Source organism: Bradyrhizobium sp. Kon37 (assembly GCF_055807535.1).
This window is the reverse complement of sequence record NZ_JBVVOY010000003.1, coordinates 331,276-355,075: the sequence shown is the minus strand read 5'-3', so window position 1 is coordinate 355,075 and position 23,800 is coordinate 331,276. Positions and strand designations below refer to the sequence as shown.

Sequence of the window (23,800 nt, the reverse complement as noted above, 5' to 3'; positions counted from 1 at the left end):
GTGCGCAATTGCGCACTAGGCCAGGACGACCCCGAGAGCGTGGTGAAGCTGTCGCGCGGATCGACGGCCTTTGCTTTGTGCCCTATGCTGCCGCGCACTCCGCCAGTTCAACAAAGATAACAACAATGATGTACCTGGAAACGCCGCCGCGCCTGATCGAGACCAGGCTCTTCTCCGCCATGCCCGACAAATTCCGCCGCAAAGGCGAGCGGACGGATTGGGCCGATGCCAACCGGCCGGCCGTGCCGACAGACTCCTTCATCGAGGGCCCGTCGTTCGACAAAGATGGCACTCTCTACATCGTCGACATTCCCTTCGGCCGCATCTTCCGCATCGCGCCCGACGGCGAATGGTCGCTGGCGATTGAATATGAGGGCTGGCCGAACGGACTGAAGATCGCGGCGGACGGCCGCATCCTGGTCGCCGACTACAGGCACGGCATCATGGAGTTCGACGCCAAGGCAGGGCGGATGGCGCCGGTGCTGACCTCGCGCAACTCGGAGTCCTTCCGGGGCTGCAACGATTTGCATCTCGCTTCCAACGGCGACATCTATTTCACCGACCAGGGTCAGACCGGCCTGCATGACCCGAGCGGCCGCGTCTATCGCCTGACGCCAGGCGGCCGGCTGAATTGCCTGATCGATACCGGCATCAGTCCGAATGGTCTGGTGCTCGATCCAACCGAGACCGTGCTGTTCGTCGCGATGACGCGCGACAACGCGGTGTGGCGGTTGCCGTTCATGAAGGACGGCAGCGTGTCGAAGGTCGGCCGCTTCTGCTCGCTGTTCGGTACCAGTGGCCCCGATGGCTTGACCATGGATGCTAAGGGCCGGCTGTTCGTGGGTCACGCCTCGCTCGGCCATGTCTTCGTGTTCGCGCCCAACGGCGAATTGATTGCGCGGGTGAAATCGTGTGCCGGGCCGAATTGCACCAATGTCGCGATCGGTGGCACGAAGAAAGATCGGCTCTATATCACGGAGTCCGCGACCGGTAGCGTGTTGGTCGCCGACATCGGCGTATTGAACTCTTGAGCGCGATGGCGGTTGCCTGAGCGAACGAGCGGCATCGGAGCGATTATGAACACAAAACCCTTCGGCAAAACCGGCGCCAGCGTCGCCGTCATCGGGCAGGGCACCTGGTATCTCGACCATGGCGATCGCAAGCGCGCGATCGCGGCGCTTCAGCGCGGGCTCGATCTCGGCATGACCCACATCGACACCGCCGAGATGTATGGCGATGCAGAGCTCGTCATTGCCGATGCGATCGCGGGCCGACGCGACGAGGTGTTCCTCGTGTCGAAGGTGCTGCCGAGCAACGCCTCCCGCCGCGGAACCGTCACCGCCTGTGAGCGCTCGCTGCAGCGGCTGAAGACCGATCGGCTCGACTGCTATCTGCTGCATTGGCGCGGCTCGTATCCGCTGGAGGACACCGTGGCCGCGTTCGAGGACCTGGTGAAGGCCGGCAAGATCAAATCCTGGGGCGTTTCCAATTTCGATGCCGATGATCTCGACGAGATGCTCGACGCCGCCGGCGAAGACCGCATCGCCTGCAATCAGGTGCTCTATCATCTGAAGGAACGCGCGATCGAGCACGCGGTGATCCCGTGGTGCGAACAGCATGGTGTCGCCGTGGTCGCCTATTCGCCATTCGGCCACGATGATTTCCCTGAAAGCAGCAGCAAGGGCGGCGCGGTGCTGGCGCGCATCGCGGAGGCGCGTCGCGCGACGCCACGCCAAGTCGCGCTGAGCTTCCTCACCCGTGCGACTACGGTGTTCGCGATCCCGAAGGCGTCGTCCGCGGAACATGCCGGCGAAAATGCCGCGGCCGGCGATCTCGTGCTGACGAAAGACGAGATCGCGGCGCTCGATGCGGCGTTTCCGCGCGGTCCGAAGCCGCGCGGCCTGCCTATGCTGTAGTGCACAAACGCCTATTCTTAATGGAGTCTTGACGCGCGCGGACGTGAGCGCATATCGGCATCCTGTTTTCGGAAGTTGTGAAAGCGGCGCAATTATCGTTTTTTACGATCATTCCCGATTCGCATTCCTAGGTTCCAGCCGTGACCCCGCCGCCCGCCGCAGCCGCAAGGCTCGACAGTATTCCCATGCCTATGCCGGAAAAGAAGCCGCAGGCGCGCCGCGCGCCCGCGCGCGTCGATCATCCCTTCAAGGGCATCGCGCTGGTGCTGCTGTCGACGATCTTTCTCGGTTGCTCCGATGTCACCGCGAAATATTTGTCGTCGAGCCTGCCGTCGATCGAGATCACCTGGATCCGCTTCGTGACGTTTGCGCTGATGTTTACGCCGGTGATGCTGCCGGGCTCGCCGCTTCATGCCATGCGCACCGAGCGCCTCGGCCTGCAGCTGATGCGCGGCGCGGCATTGCTCGGCTCTTCGCTGTTCTTCATCACCGGCCTGAGCTTCCTGCCGATCGCGGAGGCGTCCGCGACCGGCTTCGTCTCGCCGCTGTTCGTCACCGCGCTCTCGATCGTTTTCCTGAGCGAGAAGGTCGGCATGCGCCGCTGGATCGCGACCGCGATCGGCCTGACCGGCGTGCTGATCATCCTGCGCCCGGGCTCCAGCGCGTTTCACGCCGCCGCGTTCTTCCCGATCGTCTCGGCATTCTGCTGGGCCGCGGCGCTGATCCTGACGCGCATGATGAGCGGGCGTGAAGCCGTCCTCACCACGATGGCTTATTCGGCGCTGACCGGCGTTGCGATCCTCTCTCTGATGGTACCGTTCGTCTGGGTCACGCCAACCTGGACCGCGATCGGGCTTGGCATCGTGATCGGCGTCGCCTCCACCGTCGGCCAGTGGATCATCGTCCTGGCCTATCGCTACGGCGATGCCTCGGTGCTGGCGCCGTTCTCCTATACGCAGTTGCTGTGGGTGAGCATTCTCGGCTTCTTCCTGTTCGGCGAAGTGCCTGATGTCTGGACCGTCACCGGTGCGGCCTTCATCGTCGCCAGCGGCCTCTACATCGCCCATCGCGAGCGCATCCGCCGCGTCCAGCTCCTGATCATGGAAGAGCGTTCCCCGAACCCCTGACGCAAGTTCACGCGTCCGCTTCGTGCTATCAATGGCTCCAACAAGCCGGGAGGAGCCGAATGCGCGCTGCGATTTTCAGGAACGGTGAGATTGTCGTCGACCGGATGGCGGAGCCAAAGCCCGGCCCCGGCCAGGTGCTGGTCAAGACGCTCGCCTGCGGCATCTGCGGCTCCGATCTGCACGCGCGCCAGCACGCCCACCGCATGGTCGAGATGGCGCGAAAGACCGGACGCAAGCCGATGGATCTCGCCCGCGACGTCGTGTTCGGCCATGAGTTCTGCTGCGAGATCGTCGATTACGGCCCGGGCACTGTGCGCAAGCTCAAGCCGGGCACGCGCGTCTGCTCGCTGCCGGCCCTCGTGACGCCGCAGGGCATCGAGGGCATTGGCTATTCCAATGATAATATTGGCGGCTATGCCGAGGCGATGCTGCTGAGCGAAGCGCTGCTGCTCGAGGTGCCCAACGGTCTCGCGCCGGAGCATGCCGCGCTCACCGAACCGCTCGCGGTCGGCGTTCACGCCGTCGCCAAGGCCAACATCCGTGGCGGCGAGGTGCCGCTCGTGATCGGCTGCGGACCGGTCGGGCTGGCGGTGATTGCGGCGCTGAAGCTCAAGGGCCTGCATCCGATCGTCGCCGCTGACTATTCGCCGGCGCGGCGCGCGCTTGCGGCAAAACTCGGCGCCGATATCGTCGTGGATCCAAGGGTATCGCAGCCCTATGCGACCTGGGCCGAGCATGCGCAGATGTCGGATGCGGAGAAGGCGGCGCGGCCGCCGTTGCAGGCGATGCTGCCCGCGCTGAAGCCCGCGATCATCTTCGAATGCGTCGGCGTGCCCGGCCTGTTGCAGCAGGTGTTCGAAGGCGCGCCGCGCGATGCCAGGATCGTCGTGGTCGGCGTCTGCATGGAGACCGACAGGAGCGAGCCCATGCTCGGCATCATGAAGGAGCTCAACGTTCAGTACGTGCTCGGCTACACGCCGGACGAATTCGCAGCCTCGCTACGCCTGATCGCGGAAGGGCAGGTGGATGCGGCGGCAATGGTAACGGCGGAAGTCGGCATCGATGGCGTCGCAAAGGCTTTCGCCGACCTCGCCAACCCCGAAGTCCACACCAAGATCATCGTGCAGCCGTGGCGGTGATGCCTTACACCGGCAGCGCGATCGAATACTTCACCTGGCTGAGCGCAAAGCTCGACTCGATCGAGGCGATGCCGTCGAGCCGGGTCAGCTTGGTCTTCAGGAAGGTCTCGTAGGAAGCGAGGTCGGCCGCGACCACGCGCAGGAGGTAGTCGCGGTTGCCGGTCATCAGATAGCACTCCAGCACCTCGTCCCATTTCGAGATCGCGCGCGCGAAGCGGTTGAGATCCTCCTCCTTCTGCCGCGCCAGCTTGATCGAGATGAAGACGCTGACATGCAGCCCCAGCGCCTTCTGGTCCACGGTCGCGATGTAGCGCGAGATGACCCCGCGCTCCTCCAGCAGCTTGACCCGGCGGTGGCAGGGCGACACCGACAGCCCGACCTTGTCGGCCAGCTCCTGCATGGTCAGCCGGCTGTCGTTCTGGAGCAGAGCGAGGATTTTTCGGTCGATGGCGTCGAGGGTAGGCATTGGGATGAACCTGTCGTTTTTACCGATCGATTGGTAAGCTATCCCAATATTGGCTGGTACGGCGCGAGAAATTGAGAAGTTTGGCGCTTCCCGCAGGGGTATCATCGGGCACCTGTTTTCCGGGAGCATTGCCATGCCCGTTGATACCGACCGCCTCGACACATTGACCGCGCTCGCCCGCAAGGCGCTGTGGCTGTCGTCATGGACCATCCATCACGCCAACCACATCCGCCCGAATGCGGACGGCCTGAAGGTCGGGGGACATCAGGCCTCGTCGGCCTCGCTCGCCACCATCATGTCGGCGCTGTATTTCCACGTGCTGAAGCCCGAAGATCGCGTCGCGGTGAAGCCGCATGCGAGCCCGGTGTTCCATGCCATCCAGTATCTGTTCGGCCGGCAGAGCCGCGAGAAGTTGGAGAATTTTCGTGGCTTCAAGGGCGCGCAGTCCTATCCCTCGCGCACCAAGGACGTCGACGACGTCGATTTCTCCACCGGCTCGGTCGGCCTCGGCGTTGCGCAGACGCTGTTCGCCTCGCTGGTGCAGGACTACGTCAAGGCACATGGCTGGATGAAGGATCGCCGCGAAGGGCGGATGATCGCGCTGGTCGGCGACGCCGAGATGGACGAGGGCAACATCTTCGAGGCGCTGGCGGAAGGCTGGAAGCACGGGCTGCGCAACACCTGGTGGGTGGTCGACTATAACAGGCAGTCGCTCGATGCCGTCGTCCGCGAAGGTCTCTGGGAAAAGTTCGAGACCGTGTTCCGCAATTTCGGCTGGGACGTGGTGATCGTGAAATACGGCCGGCTGATGCGCGAGGCCTTTGCGGAAGCTGGCGGCGAGGCGCTGAAGCGCTGGATCGACAATTGCCCGAACGCGCTCTACGCCGCCTTGTGTTTCCAGGGCGGCGCGGCGTTCCGCAAACATCTTCACGACGAGATCGGCGATCAGGGCCCCATCACCAAGCTGATCGACAAGCGCAGCGACGACGAATTGCTGGCGCTGATGTCGAACCTCGGCGGCCATGACATGGCGAGCATGCTGGACGCCTTCGAATCCATCGATCACGATCGCCCAGTCTGCTTCATCGCCTACACCATCAAGGGCGTCGGCCTGCCGTTCCAGGGCCACAAGGACAATCACGCCGGCCTGATGACGGTCGCGCAGATGGAGAAATTTCGCGACAGCCAGAACATCCGGCCCGGACACGAATGGGACAGATACGAGGGGCTCGCCCAAAGTCCCGCCGAGCTCGACGCCTTCCTCGCGCGCGTGCCGTTCAACCAGGACGGCCGCCGGCTCACCGCGCCTGTGATCGAAGTGCCGTCGCAGCTCGCCTTCAAGCCGGCGCCGCAGATGTCGACCCAGCAGGGTTTTGGGCTGGTGCTGAACGAGATCGCGCGCGGCGACAGCGAGCTTGCCAGGCGCATCGTCACGACATCGCCTGACGTCACCGTCTCGACCAATCTCGGTCCGTGGGTGAACCGGCGTGGCCTGTTCGCGCGCGGCGAGAAGGCGGACTTATTCCGCAGCGAGAAAATTCCATCCACCTTCAACTGGGATTTCTCGCCCAAGGGCCAGCATCTCGAGCTCGGCATCGCCGAGATGAACCTGTTCATCATGCTCTCCGCGCTCGGCCTGTCGCACCAGATCAACGGCGAACGGCTGCTGCCGGTCGGCACGCTCTACGATCCCTTCATCGAGCGCGGTCTCGATGCGCTGAACTATGCCTGCTACCAGGATGCCCGCTTCATGGTGGCGGCAACGCCGTCGGGCATCACGCTGGCACCTGAAGGCGGCGCGCATCAGTCGATCGCAACGCCCTTGATCGGCATGGCGCAGGACGGCCTCGCCTCGTTCGAGCCGGCCTTTGTCGACGAACTCGCCGTGATCATGGGTTGGGGTTTCAACCACATGCAGCGCGATCCGGGCGAGGGCGGCTCGGTCTATTTGCGGCTTTCGACGCGCAGCATCGAGCAGGCGCAGCGGATCATGACACCGGAGCTCGCACAGGGCATCACCGACGGCGCCTATTGGCTGCGCAAGCCGGGCCCCAATGCCGAACTCATCATCGCCTATACCGGCGCCGTTGCGCCAGAAGCGATCGAGGCGACCGGCTTCATCGGCGAGAGCCGGCGCGACATCGGCCTGCTCGCGATCACGTCCGCGGATCGCCTGCATGCGGGATGGACCGCCGCACGGAAATTGCGCCGTGATCGGCGCGGCGTGCAGCATCTCAGCCATATCGAAAAACTGCTCGCGCCGCTGCCGCGCGACTGCGGCATCGTGACCGTGATCGACGGCCATCCGGCGGCGCTCGGCTGGCTCGGCAGCGTCCGCGGCCATCGCGTCGAGGCGCTCGGCGTCGAGCAGTTCGGTCAGACCGGCACCATCGCCGACCTCTACCGCCACCACGGCATCGACGCCAACGCCATCATCGATGCGGCCGAAAGCCTCACCACCGGCGCGCCGGTGCTGCATCGGAAGATGGCGGTTTAATTCGTCGCCCCGGCCTAGTGCGCAATTGCGCACTAGGCCGGGATGACATCGTGAGTGAGGCGAGACCTTGCCACCCCTCCGCCATCGGCTCATATGACCTCCGTCCGCCGCAATGCTGGCCCCGCACATGGCGGGTTCAATTGCCGGCGCTTTCGTGCAAGGATGCCTGCCGAAACGCCCCCAAGCCCCCAAGAAGAGGTTCACTATGGTCAATCGCATGCAATTCTACATCGACGGCGCCTGGGTCGATCCCGCTGTCAAGAAGTCCACCGCCGTGGTCAACCCGGCGACGGAAGAGGCGATGTACGAGGTTGCGCTGGGCTCCAAGGCCGACGTTGACAAAGCCGTCGCTGCCGCCAAGCGCGCGTTCGTGACGTTCTCCCAGACCAGCCGTGACGAGCGCGTCGCGCTGCTCACCAAGGTCATCGAGATCTACAAGGGCCGTCTCAAGGAGATCGGTGCCGCCGTCTCCGACGAGATGGGCGCGCCGCTGCCGATGGCCGAAAAGCTGCAGGCCGGCGCCGGCCTTGGCCACCTCATGACCACGCTCGACGTGCTCAAGAACTATCATTTCGAGGAACCGGTCGGCACCGCCATGGTGCTGCGCGAGCCGGTCGGCGTGGTCGGCATGATCACGCCCTGGAACTGGCCGCTCAACCAGATCGCCTGCAAGGTCGCGCCCGCGCTCGCCGCCGGCTGCACCATGATCCTGAAGCCGTCGGAATTCACCCCGACCTCGGCGCTGATCTTCGCGGAAATCCTCCATGAAGCCGGCGTGCCGAAGGGCGTGTTCAACCTCGTCAACGGTCTCGGCCCGGAGGTCGGCGCCGCCATGAGCGAGCATCCCGACATCGACATGATCTCCTTCACCGGCTCGACCCGCGCCGGCATCGACGTTGCCAAGCGTGCGGCACCGACCGTGAAGCGCGTCAGCCAGGAGCTCGGCGGCAAGTCGCCGAACGTCATCCTCGAAGGCGCCGACCTCACCAAGGCGGTGACCGGCGGCGTGATGCACATGTTCAACAACTCCGGCCAGTCTTGTAACGCGCCCTCGCGCATGATCGTGCCGGCCTCGAAGATGAAGGAGGTCGCCGCGATCGCGAAGGCTGTCGCCGACAAGACCAAGGCGGGCGATCCGCGCGCGGAAGGCACCACCATCGGTCCCGTGGTCAACCGCGGCCAGTGGGACAAGATCCAGGGCCTGATCAAGAAGGGCATCGACGAGGGCGCAACGCTCGTCGCCGGCGGCCCCGGCCTGCCCGAAGGCGTCAACAAGGGCTTCTATGTCCGTCCCACCATCTTTGCCGACGTCACCCCCGACATGACGATTGCGCGTGAAGAGATCTTCGGACCTGTGCTGACCATCATCGGCGCCAAGGACGAAACCGAAGCCGTGCACATCGCCAACGACACGCCCTATGGGCTTGCGGGCTACGTCACGGGTGCGTCCGTCGAAGACGCCAAGCGCGTCGGCCGTCAGATCCGCGCCGGCAACGTCAATCTGCAGGGCGTGCCCAACGATCGCACCGCGCCGTTCGGCGGCTACAAGCAGTCCGGCAACGGCCGCGAGTGGGGCAAATACGGCCTCGAGGACTTCCTCGAGGTGAAGGCCGTCGCCGGCTTCAACGCGGCGTAGGCTTTATCGCCTGGGTTAACATGACGCCGGAGCGGGAAACCGCTCCGGCGTTTTTGTTTGGTCGTAGCCCGCATGGAGCGAAGCGGAATGCGGGGACTGTCCCGGATTGCGCTTCGCTCCATCCGGGCTAAGGACCGTCGCGGAATCGGGCGAAGCCTTATCCCCCGACCGCGCCCTGCGTGTTCACATACAACGCGTAGATCGACTGGCTTGCCGCCATGAACAGGCGGTTGCGCTTGACGCCGCCGAAGCAGAGATTGGCGCAGCGCTCGGGCAGCGCGATGCGGCCGATCATGACGCCGTCGGGCGCGAACACCACGACGCCGTCGAGTTCGGGATCGCCCATGCCCCAGCCGCACCAGAGATTGCCGTCGATGTCGCAGCGCATGCCGTCAGGCGTGCCTGGACCCGCGTCGATGTGGACGCGCTTGTTGGAGATCGTGGTGCCATCAGGCGAGACGTCATAGGCGAGGATCTTGCGGTTCGGCACGCCCCGTGATTCCACGACGTAGAGGATTTTCTCGTCCGGCGAGAAGCACAGCCCGTTGGGGCCGAGCACGCCTTCGGCAACGATGGTCGCCTTGCCGGTCGCGGGATCGAGCCGGTAGACGTTCGGCTCGATCTCGGGCTCGGCCTTGTAGCCCTCGTAATTGCCGAGCAGGCCGAAGGTGGGATCGGTGAACCAGATCGCGCCATCGGATTTCACCACGACGTCGTTCGGCGAGTTGAGCTTCTTGCCGCCGAACGAGTCTATCAGCACGGTGATGCTGCCGTCATATTCGGTGCGGGTCACGCGCCGCCCACCATGCTCGCAGGTGACGAGCCGACCCTGGCGATCCCTGGTGTTGCCGTTGGCGAAATTGGAGGGCTTGCGGAACACGCTGACGGCGCCGGTCTCCTCCTCCCATTTGACGATGCGCTGGTTTGGAATGTCGCTGCACAGGAGATAGCGCCCGTCGCCGAACCACACTGGACCCTCGGCCCAGCGCAGGCCGGTCGTCAGCCGCTCCACCGCCGAGAGCTTCAGCCAGTATTTTTCGAAGCGGGGATCGAGTGCTTTTATCGCGGGATCGGGATAATAGGTCGCCGGCCGCCAGCCTTGAGTGTGGGACGATGCCTCATTCATCTCGGTTCTCTCGTTTCGTTCCCTCTGGACAATCCAGCTATCATTAGAGACACCTGACGGCAAATCGGTCGCCAAAGACGAGGAAAGACATGTCGCGCATCTTGATGACGGGAGCTTCAGGCGGGATTGGAACGCGCCTGCGAAAACTGTTGCCGCCGATCTATCCGGATCTTCTGCTCAGCGACATCCGCCCGCCGGCCGATCTCGGCCCCAACGAGCAATTCAAGGCGGCGGACCTCTCCGACCTTGCCCAGTGCGAGGCGATCTGCGAGGGCGTCGACGGCATCATCCATTTCGGCGGCTATTCGGTCGAAGGTCCCTGGAACGACATCCTCCAGGCCAACATCATCGGCGGCTACAATCTGTTCGAGGCCGCGTACCGCAAGGGCGTCAAGCGCGTGGTGTTCGCCTCCTCGAACCATGCCGTCGGATTCTATCCGCGCCACCACAAGATCGGCACCGACGTGACCCCGCGCCCCGACGGCCGCTATGGCGTCAGCAAGGTGTTCGGCGAAGCGGTTGGCGCGCTCTATGCCGACAAGCATGGCCTGAAGGTGACTTGCCTTCGCATCGGCAATTTCGGCGACGTGCCGCTGGACCTTCGCCGGATCTCGATCTGGCTGAAGCCCGAAGATCTGGTGCAACTCTGCCAGATCGGGCTCGAGCATCCCGACATTCATTTCGAGATCTTCTACGGCGTGTCCCTGAACGAGCGCGCGTGGTGGGACAATCACCGCGCCTACGAGTTCGGCTACCGTCCCACGGGGCGCTCCGAGGACCATGTGGCGCACGCGATGGCGGAGCAGGCCAAGCTGAAGCCCGATCCGGTCGGCGATCACTACCAGGGCGGCGCGTTCTGCAGCAACGAGTTCGACGGCGACACAAGTCGCATCATCGATTGGAATAAGCGGTAGGAGCTCGATTGGATAGCCGCGCTGCAGGTGCGCTCCCTCGCCCCGTTCTTACGGGGAGAGGGTGGGGTGAGGGGCCGTCTCGGCAAGGGTCGTGACAATCGGATTCGCGGAGAGTCCCCCTCACCCGGAATTCCCGCTTTCAGCGCGAATTCCGGCCTCTCCCCGCAAGCGGGGAGAGGCGAAAGAAAACCGGCATCTCAAACAACGCGCTTGCCGGCCTGGGCCGCGATGGGCCTCTGCACGAAATACATCAGGATCAGGGAAATCACCGCCGTCGTCACGACGACGTATCCCAACCGGTCGAAATGCCGGAGCGTGCCGTCGGCGTCCTGCGCGATGAGCGCGGCGGCGAGCACTGAGCCGAGCCCGCCGGAGAGCTGCTGCAGCGACGCGCCGACCGCGCTGAAGGAGCCGCGTTGCGCCGGCTCGGGGATTGCGGAAATCAGCGCCTGCGACGGGATCATGCGGGAGAAGATGCCGACGAACATCAGTACGTTGACCAGGATCGCGACCGTCAGGCTCACCTGACCGAGGTGCGTGTAGATCAGCACCATGACGATGGACATGGCGCTGCCGAAGACGAAGGTCGGGTATTTGCCGAAGGCATCGCTCGCGCGCCCTACCAGCGGGCCGATGACAATGCTGAACAGGCCGGAGACGAGATAGATCGTCGGCAGATGCACAATGTCGATGCCGAGATTGTGCACGGTGTAGGCGCTGCCGAACGGCATCAGCATGTAGCCGCCGGTCGCCAGCAGGGTCGTCACCGAGAACGCCATCCAATAACGCGGCTGCGAGACCGTTGCGATCAGATGCCGAAACGGGTTTCGATCCTGCTTCAGCCCGAGATGGCCGTTCACCGGCTTCATCAGGAACATCACGGCGGCCATCCCAATGACCGACAGGCCGACCAGCGCGCCGAACGCGACGTGCCAGTTCCACTGATTGGCCAGGAAAAGACCGGCCGGGATGCCCAGCACCTGGCTTGCGGCGAAGGCGGTTTGCACGAAGCCCATGACGCGGCCGCGCAATTGCAGCGTAAACAGATCGGTGACGATGGCGAGCACGACCGAGCCGATCACGCCGCCGAACAGGCCGGTCACGATCCGCCCCAGCAGCAACAGATGATAGTTGGGCGCGATCGCGCACAGCGCCGTGCCAAGGGTGAAGCCGGCGTAGAAGAACAACAGCAGCCGTTTGCGATCGAACCGGTCGGCGAAGCCGGCCGCCAGGATGCCGGAAATTCCCGCGCTGAACGCGTAGGCCGAGACCGCCACCCCGAACTGGGCGGCCGATATATCGAGCGCCGGCATCATGATGGCGCCGAGCGGCGACATGATCATGAAATCGATGATGATCGTGAATTGGACCAGCGCCAGCAGCGCGACGAGGATCGCCTGGTAGCGCGAGAAGCCGCGGGATGGCGCTTGCTGCTCGGCGATCGGCTCGGTCAGGGTTTGTTCGGTCATGCCATTTCGGTCGGGATGGAATACGGGAAGAACGTGTGATTCGCCGCTGGGCGCCGGTCCTATCTATTTCCGACGGCGCACTATTTCGATGGGTTGACAAAAGGTTTTGATGCCAATCTCGACACCGTGCCTCGGGTCACTGAGAGCGAGCGCATGCAAGGGCCGAGCTTTGGCTTGGCCGCCCTGCCCATTGATCTAGGTCAACCATGCCTTTGGCATTTGGTTCTCGATCTGCGCGATCGCATTTCGGCAACCGGTGCCGCGATTAGGTTCGATTGCGGCAGCGCGAGTCAGGACAATGAAAATCAAATTGCCAGCCGTCGTACTGCTCGCGCTGATCATGTCGGGCCCGGCGCGAGCCGCGATGCTCAGCGACGCCGAGGCGACGTTTCTCGACCAGCTCGTCACCGCGTCCGCGGTGCTCGAACAACGATGCGTCGGCTACGAGGTCAATGGTGCCGGCAGTGTCCAGCTCGGCGCTCGACTCCTCGGCAGCACGGATGCCGCGATGGCGATGATCGACGCCTATGCGGCGGCCATCAAGGCCCGCGATGGCGAAACCTCCGATCCCGGTAAATTCCGCATCGAGGTGTCCGACGCCGCCGCCAAAACGTTCAGGCGTGTCCGGACGGACCTGGTCAGAGATCCGAAAAGCGCCTGCGCTGGTTATGGCGATACCAGCGTGGAGCGCGGCCTGCTGAGGCGGTATTGAACGCGCGTTCTGGCCTGCCGCGGCCTCACGGGAATCGGCGCGAGAGTGGGCTGGTGGGAGCGACAACTTGATCTGGGTACGACGGCGGGGCGCAACGTAGCCCATTGCGCAGAACCGGTGCGCTCTCGCTGACTAGCCGTCCAGCACCTCTCGCACCTTCACTGCGAGTTCCTCGACGGTGAAAGGCTTGCTGAGCACGGCCACGCCGGGTCTTGCCACACGATTTTGGAGCATCGCGTTGGGCGTATAGCCCGTCGTGAAAAGAACCTTCAGATCCGCTCGGCGTCGAAGCGCTTCTTCAGAGAGCTTCGCCCCGTTGATGTCCGGCATGACGATGTCTGTGAATAGTAGGCTGACGTCCGGGGTTTCGTCCAAAAGCTGCAGCGCCGCTTCTGCGCTTTCTGCCTCCATCACGCGGTAGCCCAGTTCAATCAATGCATCGACACTATACTGGCGCACTGCGGGCTCGTCCTCCACCACCAGGATAAGCTCGTGATTGTCGTCGGTAGGCAGGAACGCGGCTGCTTTTTCCGTGAAAACGGGCTCGGTCGCATCCACGAGCCTCGGCAGGTAGACCTTGAATGTTGTCCCTTCGCCGGGTTCCGAGTAGATCTTGACGTGGCCGCCCGACTGTTTGACGAAGCCGTATACCTGGCTGAGACCAAGGCCGGTGCCTTTGCCGACAGCCTTGGTGGTGAAGAAGGGGTCGAAGGCTTTGGCCATTACGTCCGCAGGCATGCCGGAGCCGGTGTCCGTCACCGCGATTAATACATATTGCCCTGCCAGGACGCCTGGTTCGCTTGCCAGATAGCGGTCGTCCAAATCAGCGTTGTGAGTTTCGATGGTGAGCCGGCCGCCCTCCGGCATTGCGTCGCGGGCATTCACTGCAAGGTTCAGGAGGACATTTTCAAGTTGGTTTGCGTCGGCTGAGATGCGCCAGACGTCTGAATCCAGCGCAGTCTCTAACCTTACATCACTGCCGAGTGAGCCGCGTATGAACCCGGACATCCCCGAGACGAGCTTGTTGATATCGATGGGTTGGGGCTTCAACGGCTGTTGCCGGGAGAACGCAAGGAGGCGCTGCGTAAGCAAGGCAGCGCGGCGCGCTCCGTCCATGGCAGCTTCGAGATAGCGCTTGGCGCGCGGGTCGAGTTCGGCCGTTCGGCGCTTCAGAAGGTCGAGTGAGCCCAGCACGATCGACAACATGTTGTTGAAGTCGTGCGCGATGCCGCCCGTGAGATGCCCGACGGCTTCCATTTTTTGCGCTTGGCGGAGGGCCTCTTCGGCGGCTCTCAGTGCTTCGGCCTGCTCTTTCTGACGATGGATGTCACGACCGATACAGTGAAAAGCTCCCTTGCTAGCGGTGACCGACCAGGCGATCCAACGATACGCTCCGTCTTTGCATAGGTAACGGTTCTCGAATTCGCCGGATTCATCGTTAGCCGCGAGTTCGTCGGCCCAGAGGCGCGATCCTTCGATGTCGTCGGGGTGGATGAACTGAGTATAGGGTCGTCCCACGATCTCAGCTTGAGACCAGCCGAGCAGCGCTGGCCAGGCCGGATTGACCTCTCGTATGGTCGAGTCGAAAGCAACCACCGCGACCAAGAGGTTGGTACCACTCCAGAGCTGATTGCGCTCCTCCGTGCGCTCCTGAACAAGGCGTTCGAGCTGTTCGCGCGATCGGGCCAGGATCTCCCGAGCGGCGACCATGTCCTCAATGTCTGTACAGGTCCCGTACCATCGCAAGATCACGCCATCTGCGTCGCGCACTGGCTGCGCACGTCCAAGCACCCATCGGTACTGCCCGGATCGATGACGGAGACGATACTCGATCTGATACGGTTGGCCGGTTTCCAGGGAGTGACGCCAAGCAGACCATGCGGCCTCTCGATCTTCGGGGTGGAACATTCCGTTCCAAGCTTCGCCGTCTGTGGAACCTTGCGGTACGCCGGTGAACTCGTACCAACGCTGATTATAGAAGTCGTGGAACCCATCAGGTCGCGTGGACCAGATCATCTGGTCGATGGAGTTCGTGATCGCCGCGGCCCTGGCTTCGCTTTCGCGCAGCGCCGCTTCTGCAAGCACCTGGCCGGTGGTCTCCGCGACGGCGCAGAACATGCCCATCACTTCGCCCGTGGGCTCGCGAACCGCCGAATAGGAGAAGGTAAACCAGGTCTGCTCATCGTAGCCGCGCCGGTTCATGATGAGCGGCAGGTTCTCTTGCCAAGTTGCCTCGCCAGCCATGGCTTTTTGGATCAGAGGCCAGATATCGTCCCAGATCTCGGCCCAAATGTCATGGAAGCGAGCGCCGAAAGCAGCCGGATGCTTGTCGGCGAGGATCTCAGCGTAGGCGTCGTTGTAAATGAAACCGAGTTCCGGGCCCCAAGCCACGAACATCGGAAACTTCGAGTCCAGCGCCAGACTCACGACTGACCGAAGCGTCGGTGACCACCCCTGCGGTGGGCCGAGCGGTGACTTGGTCCAATCGCAGCTATGCAAGAGCGCCTGGACCGGCGGGCCTCTCTCCAGCGGCTGCGCGCTAGGCAGGTCAACCATCAATATTCTCGCAGCTCTGCGCCGCCGTACGGTCGATCATGGGCATGAGCAACTCAACCAGTGCGCCAGCTGTTTGTTACCAACATACAGTTGAAACCGTCTCGGCCAAAGGTGCAAGATCGGGTTCGGAACGCGAGGCGCAAGCAGAAATCGCGGCTTTGTCCGAACGAATCTCAGCGCTGTAAGTGGACGTCTTTCACTTGTTCGGCACGTCCCGACGTTCGACCTCGCCACCCGCAATCCGCGCCAGGTAATCCTTCTTGCTGAACTGCATGTGATCCACACAGAGCTGGGCCAGTGCCCAACTGTCACGGCCCTTCAACAGCTCGATCATCAACTCGTGCTGGCGGCGCGATTGTGCCAGCCCGTCGCTGTCGGCGAGGTTCTTGGCGCGCATCGGCAGGGTCAGGTTCATGTAGTCCTGCAGCGAGCGCACCAGATAGGGATTGCCGCACGCTGAGAACAGCGCGAGGTGGAAGGCGTCGTTGGCCTCGTGGATGCCGCGCAGGTCCTGCAAATCCGCTCTCGCGCAATATTGCCGCTGCAATGCGGAGAGCTCGTCGATCAGGCCTTGCGGAGCGGGCAGGGGGATCATCAGCGCCGCCTGCCGGGTCAGCATCTCCCGGACCTCGTAGATCTGCCGGACCTCTTCGGCCGAGTAGAACCGCACGGTGGCGCCGACATTCTTTTCACGGCGGACGATGCCGCGGCGCTCCGCATCCACCAGCGCCTGGCGCACGAAGTGGCGCGAGGTGCCGTAAGCCGACATCAGCGCGTCTTCCGTGAGGCGCGCGCCTGGCGCGAGGCGGCCGAAGATGATGTCCTCCTCGAGCCGCGCGACGATGTCGTCCGGATCGTCGCGCCGGACCGTCATGCTGTCTGCGGTGTGAGTGTCGGACATGCCCTTGGCCCCCCGGCGCCTGGCCGGTCCGTCCTGTGGAGCAGGGAAGGCTCGGATTGTCAATAATCTGGTCGTCAGCAGGGCGCCAATGGCGAAAATGGCAGGCTTGACGTCTGCCTTATTGACAATCAAGGGGCAGGCTGTACGACAATGACCCGGTGATGGGAGTGGCATGATGACGAGTGGGTTGCGCAAAGGGCTGACGAGTTATGGCGATGCCGGCTTCTCGCTGTTCCTGCGCAAGGCGTTCATCAAGGCCATGGGCTATTCCGACGACGCGCTGGAGCGTCCGATCGTCGGCATCACCAATACCTACAGCGATTACAATCCCTGCCACGGCAACGTCCCGCAGATCATCGAGGCCGCCAAGCGCGGCGTGATGCTGTCGGGCGCGATGCCGTTCGTGTTCCCGACCATCTCGATCGCTGAAAGTTTTGCGCATCCGACCTCGATGTATCTGCGCAATCTGATGGCGATGGACACCGAGGAGATGATCCGGGCCCAGCCGATGGATTCGGTGATCGTCATCGGCGGCTGCGACAAGACTCTTCCTGCGCAGGTGATGGCGGCGATCAGCGCCGACCTGCCGACAGTGGTCATTCCCGTTGGCCCCATGGTGGTTGGTCATCACAAGGGCGAGGTGCTGGGCGCCTGCACCGATTGTCGCCGTCTCTGGGGCAAGTATCGCGCCGGCGAAATGGACGCTGTCGAGATCGAGGCGGTCAACGGCCGACTTGCGCCGTCGGTCGGCACCTGCATGGTGATGGGCACGGCCTCGACCATGGCCTGCATGATCGAGGCCATGGGTCTGTCGCTGCCGATGAGCGCGACGATTCCCGCGCCACATGCGGAGCGCTTTCGGCTTGCCGAGGCGAGCGGCAGGGTGGCCGCCGAGATGGCCAAGACCAAGGGCCCGAAGCCGAGCGAGGTGCTGACACCGGCGTCGTTCAAAAACGCACAGGTCGTACTCCAGGCGATCGGCGGCTCGACCAACGGCCTGATCCATCTGACCGCGATGGCCCATCGCTCGCCGCACCGGCTCGACCTCGGGGTGTTCGACCAGATCGGCCGCGAGGTGCCGGTGCTGATCGATCTCAAACCGTCCGGCGAGCATTACATGGAGCACTTCCATCATGCCGGTGGTGTGCCGAAGCTGCTGGCGCAGCTCGGCGATCTCGTCGATCTCGATGCGACGACCATCACAGGGCAGACGCTGCGCGAGATCGCGGCGAACGCGGAGGACGTGCCCGGCCAGGACGCGATCCGCTCGCGCGACAATCCGATCAAGAAGGAAGGCGGCCTCGCCGTCCTGCACGGTAACCTCGCCCCGCGCGGCGCGGTCATCAAGCAGTCGGCTGCAAGCCCAAAGCTGTTGCAGCATACGGGCCGTGCGGTGGTGTTCGAATCCGTCGAGGACATGACGCTTCGCGTCGATGATCCCGATCTCGACGTCACCGCCGATGACGTGCTGGTGCTGCGCAACGCCGGCCCCAAAGGCGCGCCCGGCATGCCGGAGGCGGGTTATCTGCCGATCCCCAAGAAGCTCGCGCGTGGCGGTACCAAGGACATGGTGCGCATTTCCGATGCGCGCATGAGCGGCACCGCGTTCGGCACCATCGTGCTGCACATCACGCCGGAATCCGCCGTCGGCGGGCCGCTGGCGCTGGTGCAGAACGGCGACATGATCCGGCTGGATGTTGCGAAACGCAGCATCGAGCTGCTGGTCGATGCCGCCGAGCTGGAGCGCCGCCGTGCCGCATTGAAACCGGCGGCTGCGCCGGAGGAGGCGCGGCGCGGCTACGCCTGGCTGTTCAATGAGACCATTATGCAAGCCGACGAGGGCTGTGACTTCGATTTTATGCAGAGGACTGGCAAAGGCTGATCAACCACTCGAACGAGCGCTCAGACCGCACAAGCGGCGGGCGATAAAACAAGGGGGAAACGATGATTGCACGAACCATGCTTGGGCTGGCGGCAACGGCCGCTGTTCTGTTCGTTACGGGCGCATCGGCACAGGAGGTGAAGCATTATCGCTTTGCCTACGATCAGCCGCGCAACACCGGCTATTCCATCGCGGGCGACCTCTTTGCCGAAAAGCTCAAGGAATTGAGCAAAGGCACCATGATCATCGATCAATATCCGGGCGCGCAGCTCGGGCAGGAGCCGCAGGTGCTTCAGCTCGTGAAAGCGGGCGACGTCGAATTTGCGATCATCTCCTCGGCGAACACCGCGACGATCTCGCCGCAAGCGGGCGTGATGTCGTTGCACTTTCTCTTCCGCGACGAGAACCACGTGGTCAAGGGCCTGGCCGATCCAAAAGTGTTCGCGGCGCTCAAGACCATGATCGACGAGACCACGCAGGGCCTGCATGTGATCGCGACCGGCTCGCAGGGCGTGCGCCACATGTACTCCAAGAAGGAGATCCACAATGTCGGCGACATCAAGGGCCTGAAAATCCGGGTGCAGGCGACCGCGACCGAGGACACCATGTTTCCGGCCTACGGCGCCCAGACCGTGCACATGCCGTTCGGCAGCGTCTACACGAGCCTGCAGACCGGCGTCGTCGACGTCGCCGAGAACAGCATCAACGTCTACCTCGTCAACAAGCACTACGAGGTCGCCCCGGTCCTGAACATCACTGAGCATGAGGCCAACAACGCGCTGGTGTTCATCTCCGACAAGCTCTGGCAGAGCCTGTCGGCCGAGCAGAAGGGCTGGGTGCAGGCAGCAGGGAACGAGGTCAGCTCCAAGGAGCCGCAGAAGGCCTTCGACCTCGAACGCACCGCCGCAGAGAAGCTGAAGAAGATGGGCGTGAAGATCGTCGATAACGTCGACAAGAAGAGCTTCACGGCGGTCGCCGATCCCTATCTCGACAAGCTCGCCAAGGAGCTCGGCCCGCACGCCGAGAAGATCAAGGATTTGATCCGCTCGATCAACTAGGCCGCCCGCGGAAATGTCCGTGCCTCCACGAGTCGTCCCGGCGAAGGCCGGGACCCATACGCCGCGGCGGAGCTTGGGGCAGGGTAGCCACCAGCTTGCTTTGGCCACACGCAGCTGGGGCTATGGGTCCCGGCCCCCGTGCGCAGTAGCGCACTAGGCAGGGACGACATTAATGACAATCGCCGACAAACTGCTGGTGCAACGCCAACGTCACCTCAAATGGCGCGGGCTCGACTGGCTCGAGCTCGCGCTGATGATCCTCTGCGGCGTGCTCTGCTTCGGCTTCTCGCTGTCGGTGACCGCCGACATCGTCACCCGCACCATCGGCCATCCCTGGCTATGGCTCCAGGAAGTCACGTCGACGCTGTTCATCTACGCGATCTTCGTCGGCACCGCGGCTGCGACCCGGCGCAACGACCACCTCTATCTCACCGCGATCTCCGAGGCGATGCACGGCACGCCGCGTCTGATCGTCGAAATCATCATCCGCATCGTGGTGCTCGGCGTCGCCTTCTGCCTGATCGTGTACGGCTATCAGAACTATCTTCGCGGCTTCGGCAGTTTTCGCCTGCCGTCGGGCACGCCGATCGCCTCGCTCTACGCGATCATTCCGCTGTCGGGCGTGTTGATCGGCCTGTTCACCATCGAGCAGCTCGTCAACGGCGTGCGCAACGGCTTTGACCACCCCGAGCCGCCCGAAGAGGATGACGGGGCGCCTGTCATCACCGACGCGCAGATGAGGGCGCAGCCGTGAGCGCACCCATCGTCCTGGCGTTGATGACGGTCTGCTTCCTGTCCTTCGGCTATCTCGGCGTGCCCGTGCCGTTCTCGCTGATGGCCGGCGTCTTCATCGGCGCGCTGCTGTCGGACGTCTCGCTCGCCGCGATCATCCAGAAGGTGTTTGACGGCGTCGATTCCGAGGCGCTGCTGGCAATCCCGTTCTTCCTGCTGGTCGGCGAACTCATGAGCTCGGCCAATGTGGTGGTTCGAATAGCCAACCTCTCGGTGTCGCTGGTGGGGCATATCAGAGGCGGCCTGTCGCAGGTCGTGGTCGTCTTCAGCATGTTCTTCTCGGAAATGTCGGGCTCGACCACTGCCGACGTCGCCGTGATGAGCCGCGCGCTGGGCGGCCCGATGAAGCGCGAGGGCTACGAGCCCGCCTTCATCGCCGCGATCATCGCATCCGCATCGACGATTGCGGCGCTGGTACCGCCGAGCATCACCGCGGTGGTCTATGGCGCGGTCGGCAACGTCTCGATCGCCGGCCTGTTCATGGCAGGCGTCGTGCCGGGCCTGATGATCGGCTTCGGCTTGATGATCTACTGCTATTTCTTCGGTCCGTCCGGGCTGCGCAAGCCGCGCGCGCCGCTGCGGCAGGTGGTGTTCGCGGCCGGCGATGCGGCGCTACCGCTGATGATCCCCGTGATCCTGTTGGGGGGCATCCTGACCGGCTGGTTCACGCCGACGGAAGCCGGCGTCGTCGCCGTGGTCTGGATCGTCGTGGTCGTGATCCCCGCGCTCAACCGCGGGCATATCAGGAAGATTCCGTACGATTTCTGCCTTGCGGGCCTGATCTTCTCGCTGCCGCTGATCACGATCGGCGCCGCCAATGCGTTCGGCTGGATGCTCGCCTACTTGCGCGGTGCAAGCTACATCGCGGAAGTCATCACGTCGCTCGCCGGCAACGATCCGCATCTGATCATGCTGTTGATGGTGCTGCTGTTCACGATCGTCGGCGATTTCATCGAGCCGGTGCCGACGATCATCATCTTCATGCCGCTGGTCAACACGCTGACGGAAGCCGGCGACATCAACGCCGTGCATATGGGCGTGGTGCTGATCGCCACGCTCGCCTTCGGCCTGATCACGCCGCCTTACGGCCTGGTGCTGCTGATGGCCTCGAAATTCGTCGGCGTCAGTTTCGCAAAGGCACTACGCGCCGCGTTGCCGATCTATCTGGTGTTCCTCGGGACGATCGCGTTCGCGATCTACTTCCCGAGCGTGGTGCTGTGGCTGCCGCGGCAGGTGCTCCCCGAGTCGGTCGGCTGCTTCAAGTCGCCGGCGGGGACGGGGTACATCTGTCCGCAGTGAGAGCTACTTGCTCTTGCCCGTGAATTTCTTCACGGCGGCGCGGAACTCCTCCGTGTTCATCGCCATGATGATCTTGTGCTCCTCGGCGTCGAGCTGCTGCTTCACCGGCGTGGTGGCGGCCTGGTAGACCAGCGATTTGGTGCCGGCAATCGCGGCGATCGGGTTCTGCGCCAGCCGCACGGCGAGGGTTCGCGTTGCGGCCTTCAGCTCGGCGGCGGGAACGAGCTTCGCAACCAGGCCCCATTCATGGGCCTGCTGCGCGGTGAAATTGTCCTCGGCGAGGAAAATCTGGAGCGCGCGGCGCGGGCCGACCGTGTTGACGATGCCGACTGTGGATCCGCCATCCGGCGAGACGCCGATCTTGGCGTAGGCCGGCGTGAATTTGGCATCCTCCGCCGCGATGCAGAGATCAGTGACGAAGGCGAGGCCCATGCCGGCGCCGGCCGCCGAGCCGTGCACGCTGGACAGCGAGATCTTCGGCATGCGCCGGATGATCTCGATGAAGGCATGATAGTGCTTCAATAGCTCGCCGACGACCGGCGTCACCGTGCCTGCTTCGGCGGCTGCCCCGATCGTCTGCAGATCGCCGCCGGCCGAGAAGGCGCGGCCTTCGCCTTCGAGGACCACGACCCTGATATCGTCGGCGCCTTCGATGTAAGCCGCAAGCTGTTCGAGCTTTTGCGCAATCGCCAGATTGATCGAATTGAACGCGGCGGGCCGGTTGAGCGTGATGGTCGCGATCGGGCCATCGATTCGCAGCAAGGCGGGATCGTCGGGTCGTGAGACGGGAGCGGTCATCGGAAATCCCCGGCATGAGGTCGATGCACGAACTAAATCGCAGAAGGCGAGGGGTGACAATCCCCGCCTGCTGCTCTTGCGCAAGCCGGAACGATAGGCTCAAATGGGCAGGCCTTCGTTTAGGGACGGACACGAGCGCCGGCTCCTCCTAGGCTAGCAAGCCAAAATCAGAGAGAGGAGACGACATGGGTGACGCTCGTGTCTTGCGGAAATGGGCTGTCCAATGACGGATGGTCCGGTGGTCATTATCGGTGCCGGCCATGGCGGCTACCAGGTCGCGGCATCGCTGCGTCAGGCAGGCTTTTCCGCGCCCATCTACCTGGTCAATGACGAGGCGCATCTGCCCTATCAGCGGCCGCCTTTGTCCAAGGCCTATATCAAGGGCGCGGCCGGCCCGGAGAGCCTGATGTTCCGGCCGGAGAAATTCTACCAGGACCAGACCATCGAGCTCGTGGCGGGCCGCACGGTGTCGATCGACCGCGCGGGGCGCAAGGTGCTGCTCGCCTCGGGCAGGACGCTGGCCTACGGCCACCTCGTGCTGGCGACCGGCGCGCGCAACCGGCTGCTCGATCTGCCCAATGCCAACCTTCCCGACGTGAAATATTTGCGCATCCTCGACGAGAGCGAGGCGCTGCGAAACATCATCCCGTCGAAGACGCGGGTGGTGGTGATCGGGGCCGGCTTCATCGGCCTCGAATTCGCGTCCACTGCGCGCATCAAGGGCCTCGAGGTCGACGTGCTCGAACTCGCCCCGCGCGTGATGGCGCGCGCGGTGACGGCGGAGGTCTCCGAGTATTTTCAGGCGCGGCATCGCGATGCCGGGATCCGCATTCACCTCGGTGTGCAGGCAACCGCGATCGAGGCTGAGGGCGGCAAGGTCACCGGCGTCTCCTTGAGCGACGGAAGGCACCTGCCGGCGGATCTCGTCGTGGTCGGTGTCGGCGTGCTGCCGAATATCGAGCTCGCGGCGGAGGCGGGGCTGCCGGTCGCGGCCGGTATCATCGTCGACGAATATCTCTCGACCGCTGATCCCGATATCTCGGCGATCGGCGATTGCGCGCTGTTCAAAAGCCCGCGCTTCGGCGGATCGCAGCGGCTGGAATCGGTACAGAATGCCACTGATCACGCGCGCTGCCTCGCGGCGCGGCTGACTGGCGACCGCAAGGCCTATGACAGTCATCCCTGGTTCTGGAGCGACCAGGGCGAGGACAAGCTCCAGATCGCGGGCCTCACCACCGGCTACGACCGCGTCGTGCTGCGCGGCAGCCCTGCGAACAAGGCGTTCTCGGCGTTCTGCTACAAGGGCGACAGTCTGCTCGGCATCGAATCGATCAACCGTGCTGGCGACCACATGTTCGGCCGCCGCCTGTTCGGCCTGGATCGCTCGATCACGCCGGAGCAGGCCGCCGATGAAAGCTTTGACCTGAAGGGCGCGTTGGCGTGAGCTCTCTCCCTCTCCCCGTTCTTACGGGGAGAGGGTTGGGGTGAGGGGCTCTCTCCGCAGATGAGATG

19 protein-coding genes are annotated in these 23,800 nt (G+C 63.7%); 13 read left to right on the top strand and 6 right to left on the bottom strand.

Annotated elements, in window-relative coordinates; translation table 11 throughout:
* Nucleotides 1-128: 128 nt before the first annotated feature.
* The 4 genes from AC0L3J_RS09565 to AC0L3J_RS09550 all read left to right on the top strand — a co-directional run bounded on the left by AC0L3J_RS09565 (nucleotide 129) and on the right by AC0L3J_RS09550 (nucleotide 4,182).
* The gene (locus tag AC0L3J_RS09565; RefSeq protein WP_456769679.1) at nucleotides 129-1,031 is read left to right on the top strand and encodes an SMP-30/gluconolactonase/LRE family protein; all 903 of its coding nucleotides are present in this window, start codon (nucleotides 129-131) and stop codon (nucleotides 1,029-1,031) included.
* Between the two features lie 45 nt (nucleotides 1,032-1,076).
* On the top strand, nucleotides 1,077-1,916 hold the full coding sequence (locus tag AC0L3J_RS09560; protein WP_473288951.1) for an aldo/keto reductase: 840 nt from the start codon (nucleotides 1,077-1,079) through the stop codon (nucleotides 1,914-1,916).
* A gap of 185 nt (nucleotides 1,917-2,101) precedes the next feature.
* A complete protein-coding gene (locus AC0L3J_RS09555) occupies nucleotides 2,102-3,043 on the top strand; it encodes a DMT family transporter (protein ID WP_456769678.1) in 942 nt (313 codons plus the stop codon).
* A gap of 59 nt (nucleotides 3,044-3,102) precedes the next feature.
* Nucleotides 3,103-4,182 carry a zinc-binding dehydrogenase gene (locus AC0L3J_RS09550; protein ID WP_456765361.1) on the top strand — a complete coding sequence of 360 codons (1,080 nt, stop codon included), beginning with the start codon at nucleotides 3,103-3,105 and terminating at the stop codon, nucleotides 4,180-4,182.
* A 4-nt stretch (nucleotides 4,183-4,186) separates the two neighbouring features.
* Here the strand turns inward: AC0L3J_RS09550 and AC0L3J_RS09545 are convergent, their stop codons facing one another.
* The gene (locus AC0L3J_RS09545; protein ID WP_456765360.1) at nucleotides 4,187-4,648 is read right to left on the bottom strand and encodes an Lrp/AsnC family transcriptional regulator; all 462 of its coding nucleotides are present in this window, start codon (nucleotides 4,646-4,648) and stop codon (nucleotides 4,187-4,189) included.
* A gap of 133 nt (nucleotides 4,649-4,781) precedes the next feature.
* On the opposite strand from AC0L3J_RS09545, the gene AC0L3J_RS09540 reads away from it, so the two are divergent.
* Nucleotides 4,782-7,145, top strand: coding sequence for a transketolase (locus AC0L3J_RS09540; RefSeq protein WP_473346819.1), 2,364 nt, complete (start codon nucleotides 4,782-4,784; stop codon nucleotides 7,143-7,145).
* Nucleotides 7,146-7,350: 205 nt separating this feature from the next.
* The gene (locus AC0L3J_RS09535) at nucleotides 7,351-8,781 is read left to right on the top strand and encodes an aldehyde dehydrogenase family protein (RefSeq protein WP_456765359.1); all 1,431 of its coding nucleotides are present in this window, start codon (nucleotides 7,351-7,353) and stop codon (nucleotides 8,779-8,781) included.
* Between the two features lie 157 nt (nucleotides 8,782-8,938).
* Here AC0L3J_RS09535 and AC0L3J_RS09530 read toward each other — a convergent pair whose 3' ends face one another.
* On the bottom strand, nucleotides 8,939-9,907 hold the full coding sequence (locus AC0L3J_RS09530; RefSeq protein WP_456765358.1) for an SMP-30/gluconolactonase/LRE family protein: 969 nt from the start codon (nucleotides 9,905-9,907) through the stop codon (nucleotides 8,939-8,941).
* Between the two features lie 89 nt (nucleotides 9,908-9,996).
* Here AC0L3J_RS09530 and AC0L3J_RS09525 point away from each other — a divergent pair, with 89 nt between their 5' ends.
* Complete coding sequence (locus AC0L3J_RS09525; protein WP_456765357.1) at nucleotides 9,997-10,821, top strand: NAD-dependent epimerase/dehydratase family protein; 825 nt, start codon at nucleotides 9,997-9,999, stop codon at nucleotides 10,819-10,821.
* Nucleotides 10,822-11,018: 197 nt separating this feature from the next.
* Here the strand turns inward: AC0L3J_RS09525 and AC0L3J_RS09520 are convergent, their stop codons facing one another.
* Complete coding sequence (locus AC0L3J_RS09520) at nucleotides 11,019-12,290, bottom strand: MFS transporter (protein ID WP_456765356.1); 1,272 nt, start codon at nucleotides 12,288-12,290, stop codon at nucleotides 11,019-11,021.
* Nucleotides 12,291-12,588: 298 nt separating this feature from the next.
* Here AC0L3J_RS09520 and AC0L3J_RS09515 point away from each other — a divergent pair, with 298 nt between their 5' ends.
* Nucleotides 12,589-13,002 carry a hypothetical protein gene (locus AC0L3J_RS09515; protein ID WP_456765355.1) on the top strand — a complete coding sequence of 138 codons (414 nt, stop codon included), beginning with the start codon at nucleotides 12,589-12,591 and terminating at the stop codon, nucleotides 13,000-13,002.
* A 132-nt stretch (nucleotides 13,003-13,134) separates the two neighbouring features.
* Here the strand turns inward: AC0L3J_RS09515 and AC0L3J_RS09510 are convergent, their stop codons facing one another.
* Both AC0L3J_RS09510 and AC0L3J_RS09505 read right to left on the bottom strand, forming a co-directional pair.
* On the bottom strand, nucleotides 13,135-15,558 hold the full coding sequence (locus tag AC0L3J_RS09510; protein WP_473346816.1) for a PAS domain-containing protein: 2,424 nt from the start codon (nucleotides 15,556-15,558) through the stop codon (nucleotides 13,135-13,137).
* 196 nt (nucleotides 15,559-15,754) lie between these two features.
* Nucleotides 15,755-16,459: a GntR family transcriptional regulator gene (locus AC0L3J_RS09505; protein ID WP_456765353.1), complete on the bottom strand. Its 705-nt coding sequence runs from the start codon at nucleotides 16,457-16,459 to the stop codon at nucleotides 15,755-15,757.
* A 175-nt stretch (nucleotides 16,460-16,634) separates the two neighbouring features.
* Between AC0L3J_RS09505 and AC0L3J_RS09500 the strand changes: the two genes are divergently transcribed.
* The 4 genes from AC0L3J_RS09500 (at nucleotide 16,635) to AC0L3J_RS09485 (ending at nucleotide 21,490) form a co-directional block, all read left to right on the top strand.
* Nucleotides 16,635-18,341, top strand: a complete 1,707-nt coding sequence (locus AC0L3J_RS09500; RefSeq protein ID WP_456769677.1) for an IlvD/Edd family dehydratase — start codon at nucleotides 16,635-16,637, stop codon at nucleotides 18,339-18,341.
* Nucleotides 18,342-18,403: 62 nt separating this feature from the next.
* Nucleotides 18,404-19,399 (top strand): TRAP transporter substrate-binding protein, encoded by a 996-nt coding sequence (locus AC0L3J_RS09495; RefSeq protein ID WP_456765352.1) that lies wholly within the window; start codon nucleotides 18,404-18,406, stop codon nucleotides 19,397-19,399.
* 172 nt (nucleotides 19,400-19,571) lie between these two features.
* Nucleotides 19,572-20,153: a TRAP transporter small permease gene (locus AC0L3J_RS09490; RefSeq protein WP_456765351.1), complete on the top strand. Its 582-nt coding sequence runs from the start codon at nucleotides 19,572-19,574 to the stop codon at nucleotides 20,151-20,153.
* The gene (locus AC0L3J_RS09485) at nucleotides 20,150-21,490 is read left to right on the top strand and encodes a TRAP transporter large permease (protein WP_456765350.1); all 1,341 of its coding nucleotides are present in this window, start codon (nucleotides 20,150-20,152) and stop codon (nucleotides 21,488-21,490) included. The genes AC0L3J_RS09490 and AC0L3J_RS09485 overlap by 4 nt, the downstream gene beginning before the upstream one ends.
* A gap of 3 nt (nucleotides 21,491-21,493) precedes the next feature.
* On the opposite strand, the gene AC0L3J_RS09480 is transcribed toward AC0L3J_RS09485, so the two are convergent.
* Nucleotides 21,494-22,288 (bottom strand): enoyl-CoA hydratase/isomerase family protein, encoded by a 795-nt coding sequence (locus tag AC0L3J_RS09480; RefSeq protein ID WP_456765349.1) that lies wholly within the window; start codon nucleotides 22,286-22,288, stop codon nucleotides 21,494-21,496.
* 223 nt (nucleotides 22,289-22,511) lie between these two features.
* On the opposite strand from AC0L3J_RS09480, the gene AC0L3J_RS09475 reads away from it, so the two are divergent.
* Nucleotides 22,512-23,732, top strand: a complete 1,221-nt coding sequence (locus AC0L3J_RS09475; RefSeq protein ID WP_456765348.1) for an NAD(P)/FAD-dependent oxidoreductase — start codon at nucleotides 22,512-22,514, stop codon at nucleotides 23,730-23,732.
* Nucleotides 23,733-23,800: the final 68 nt, after the last annotated feature.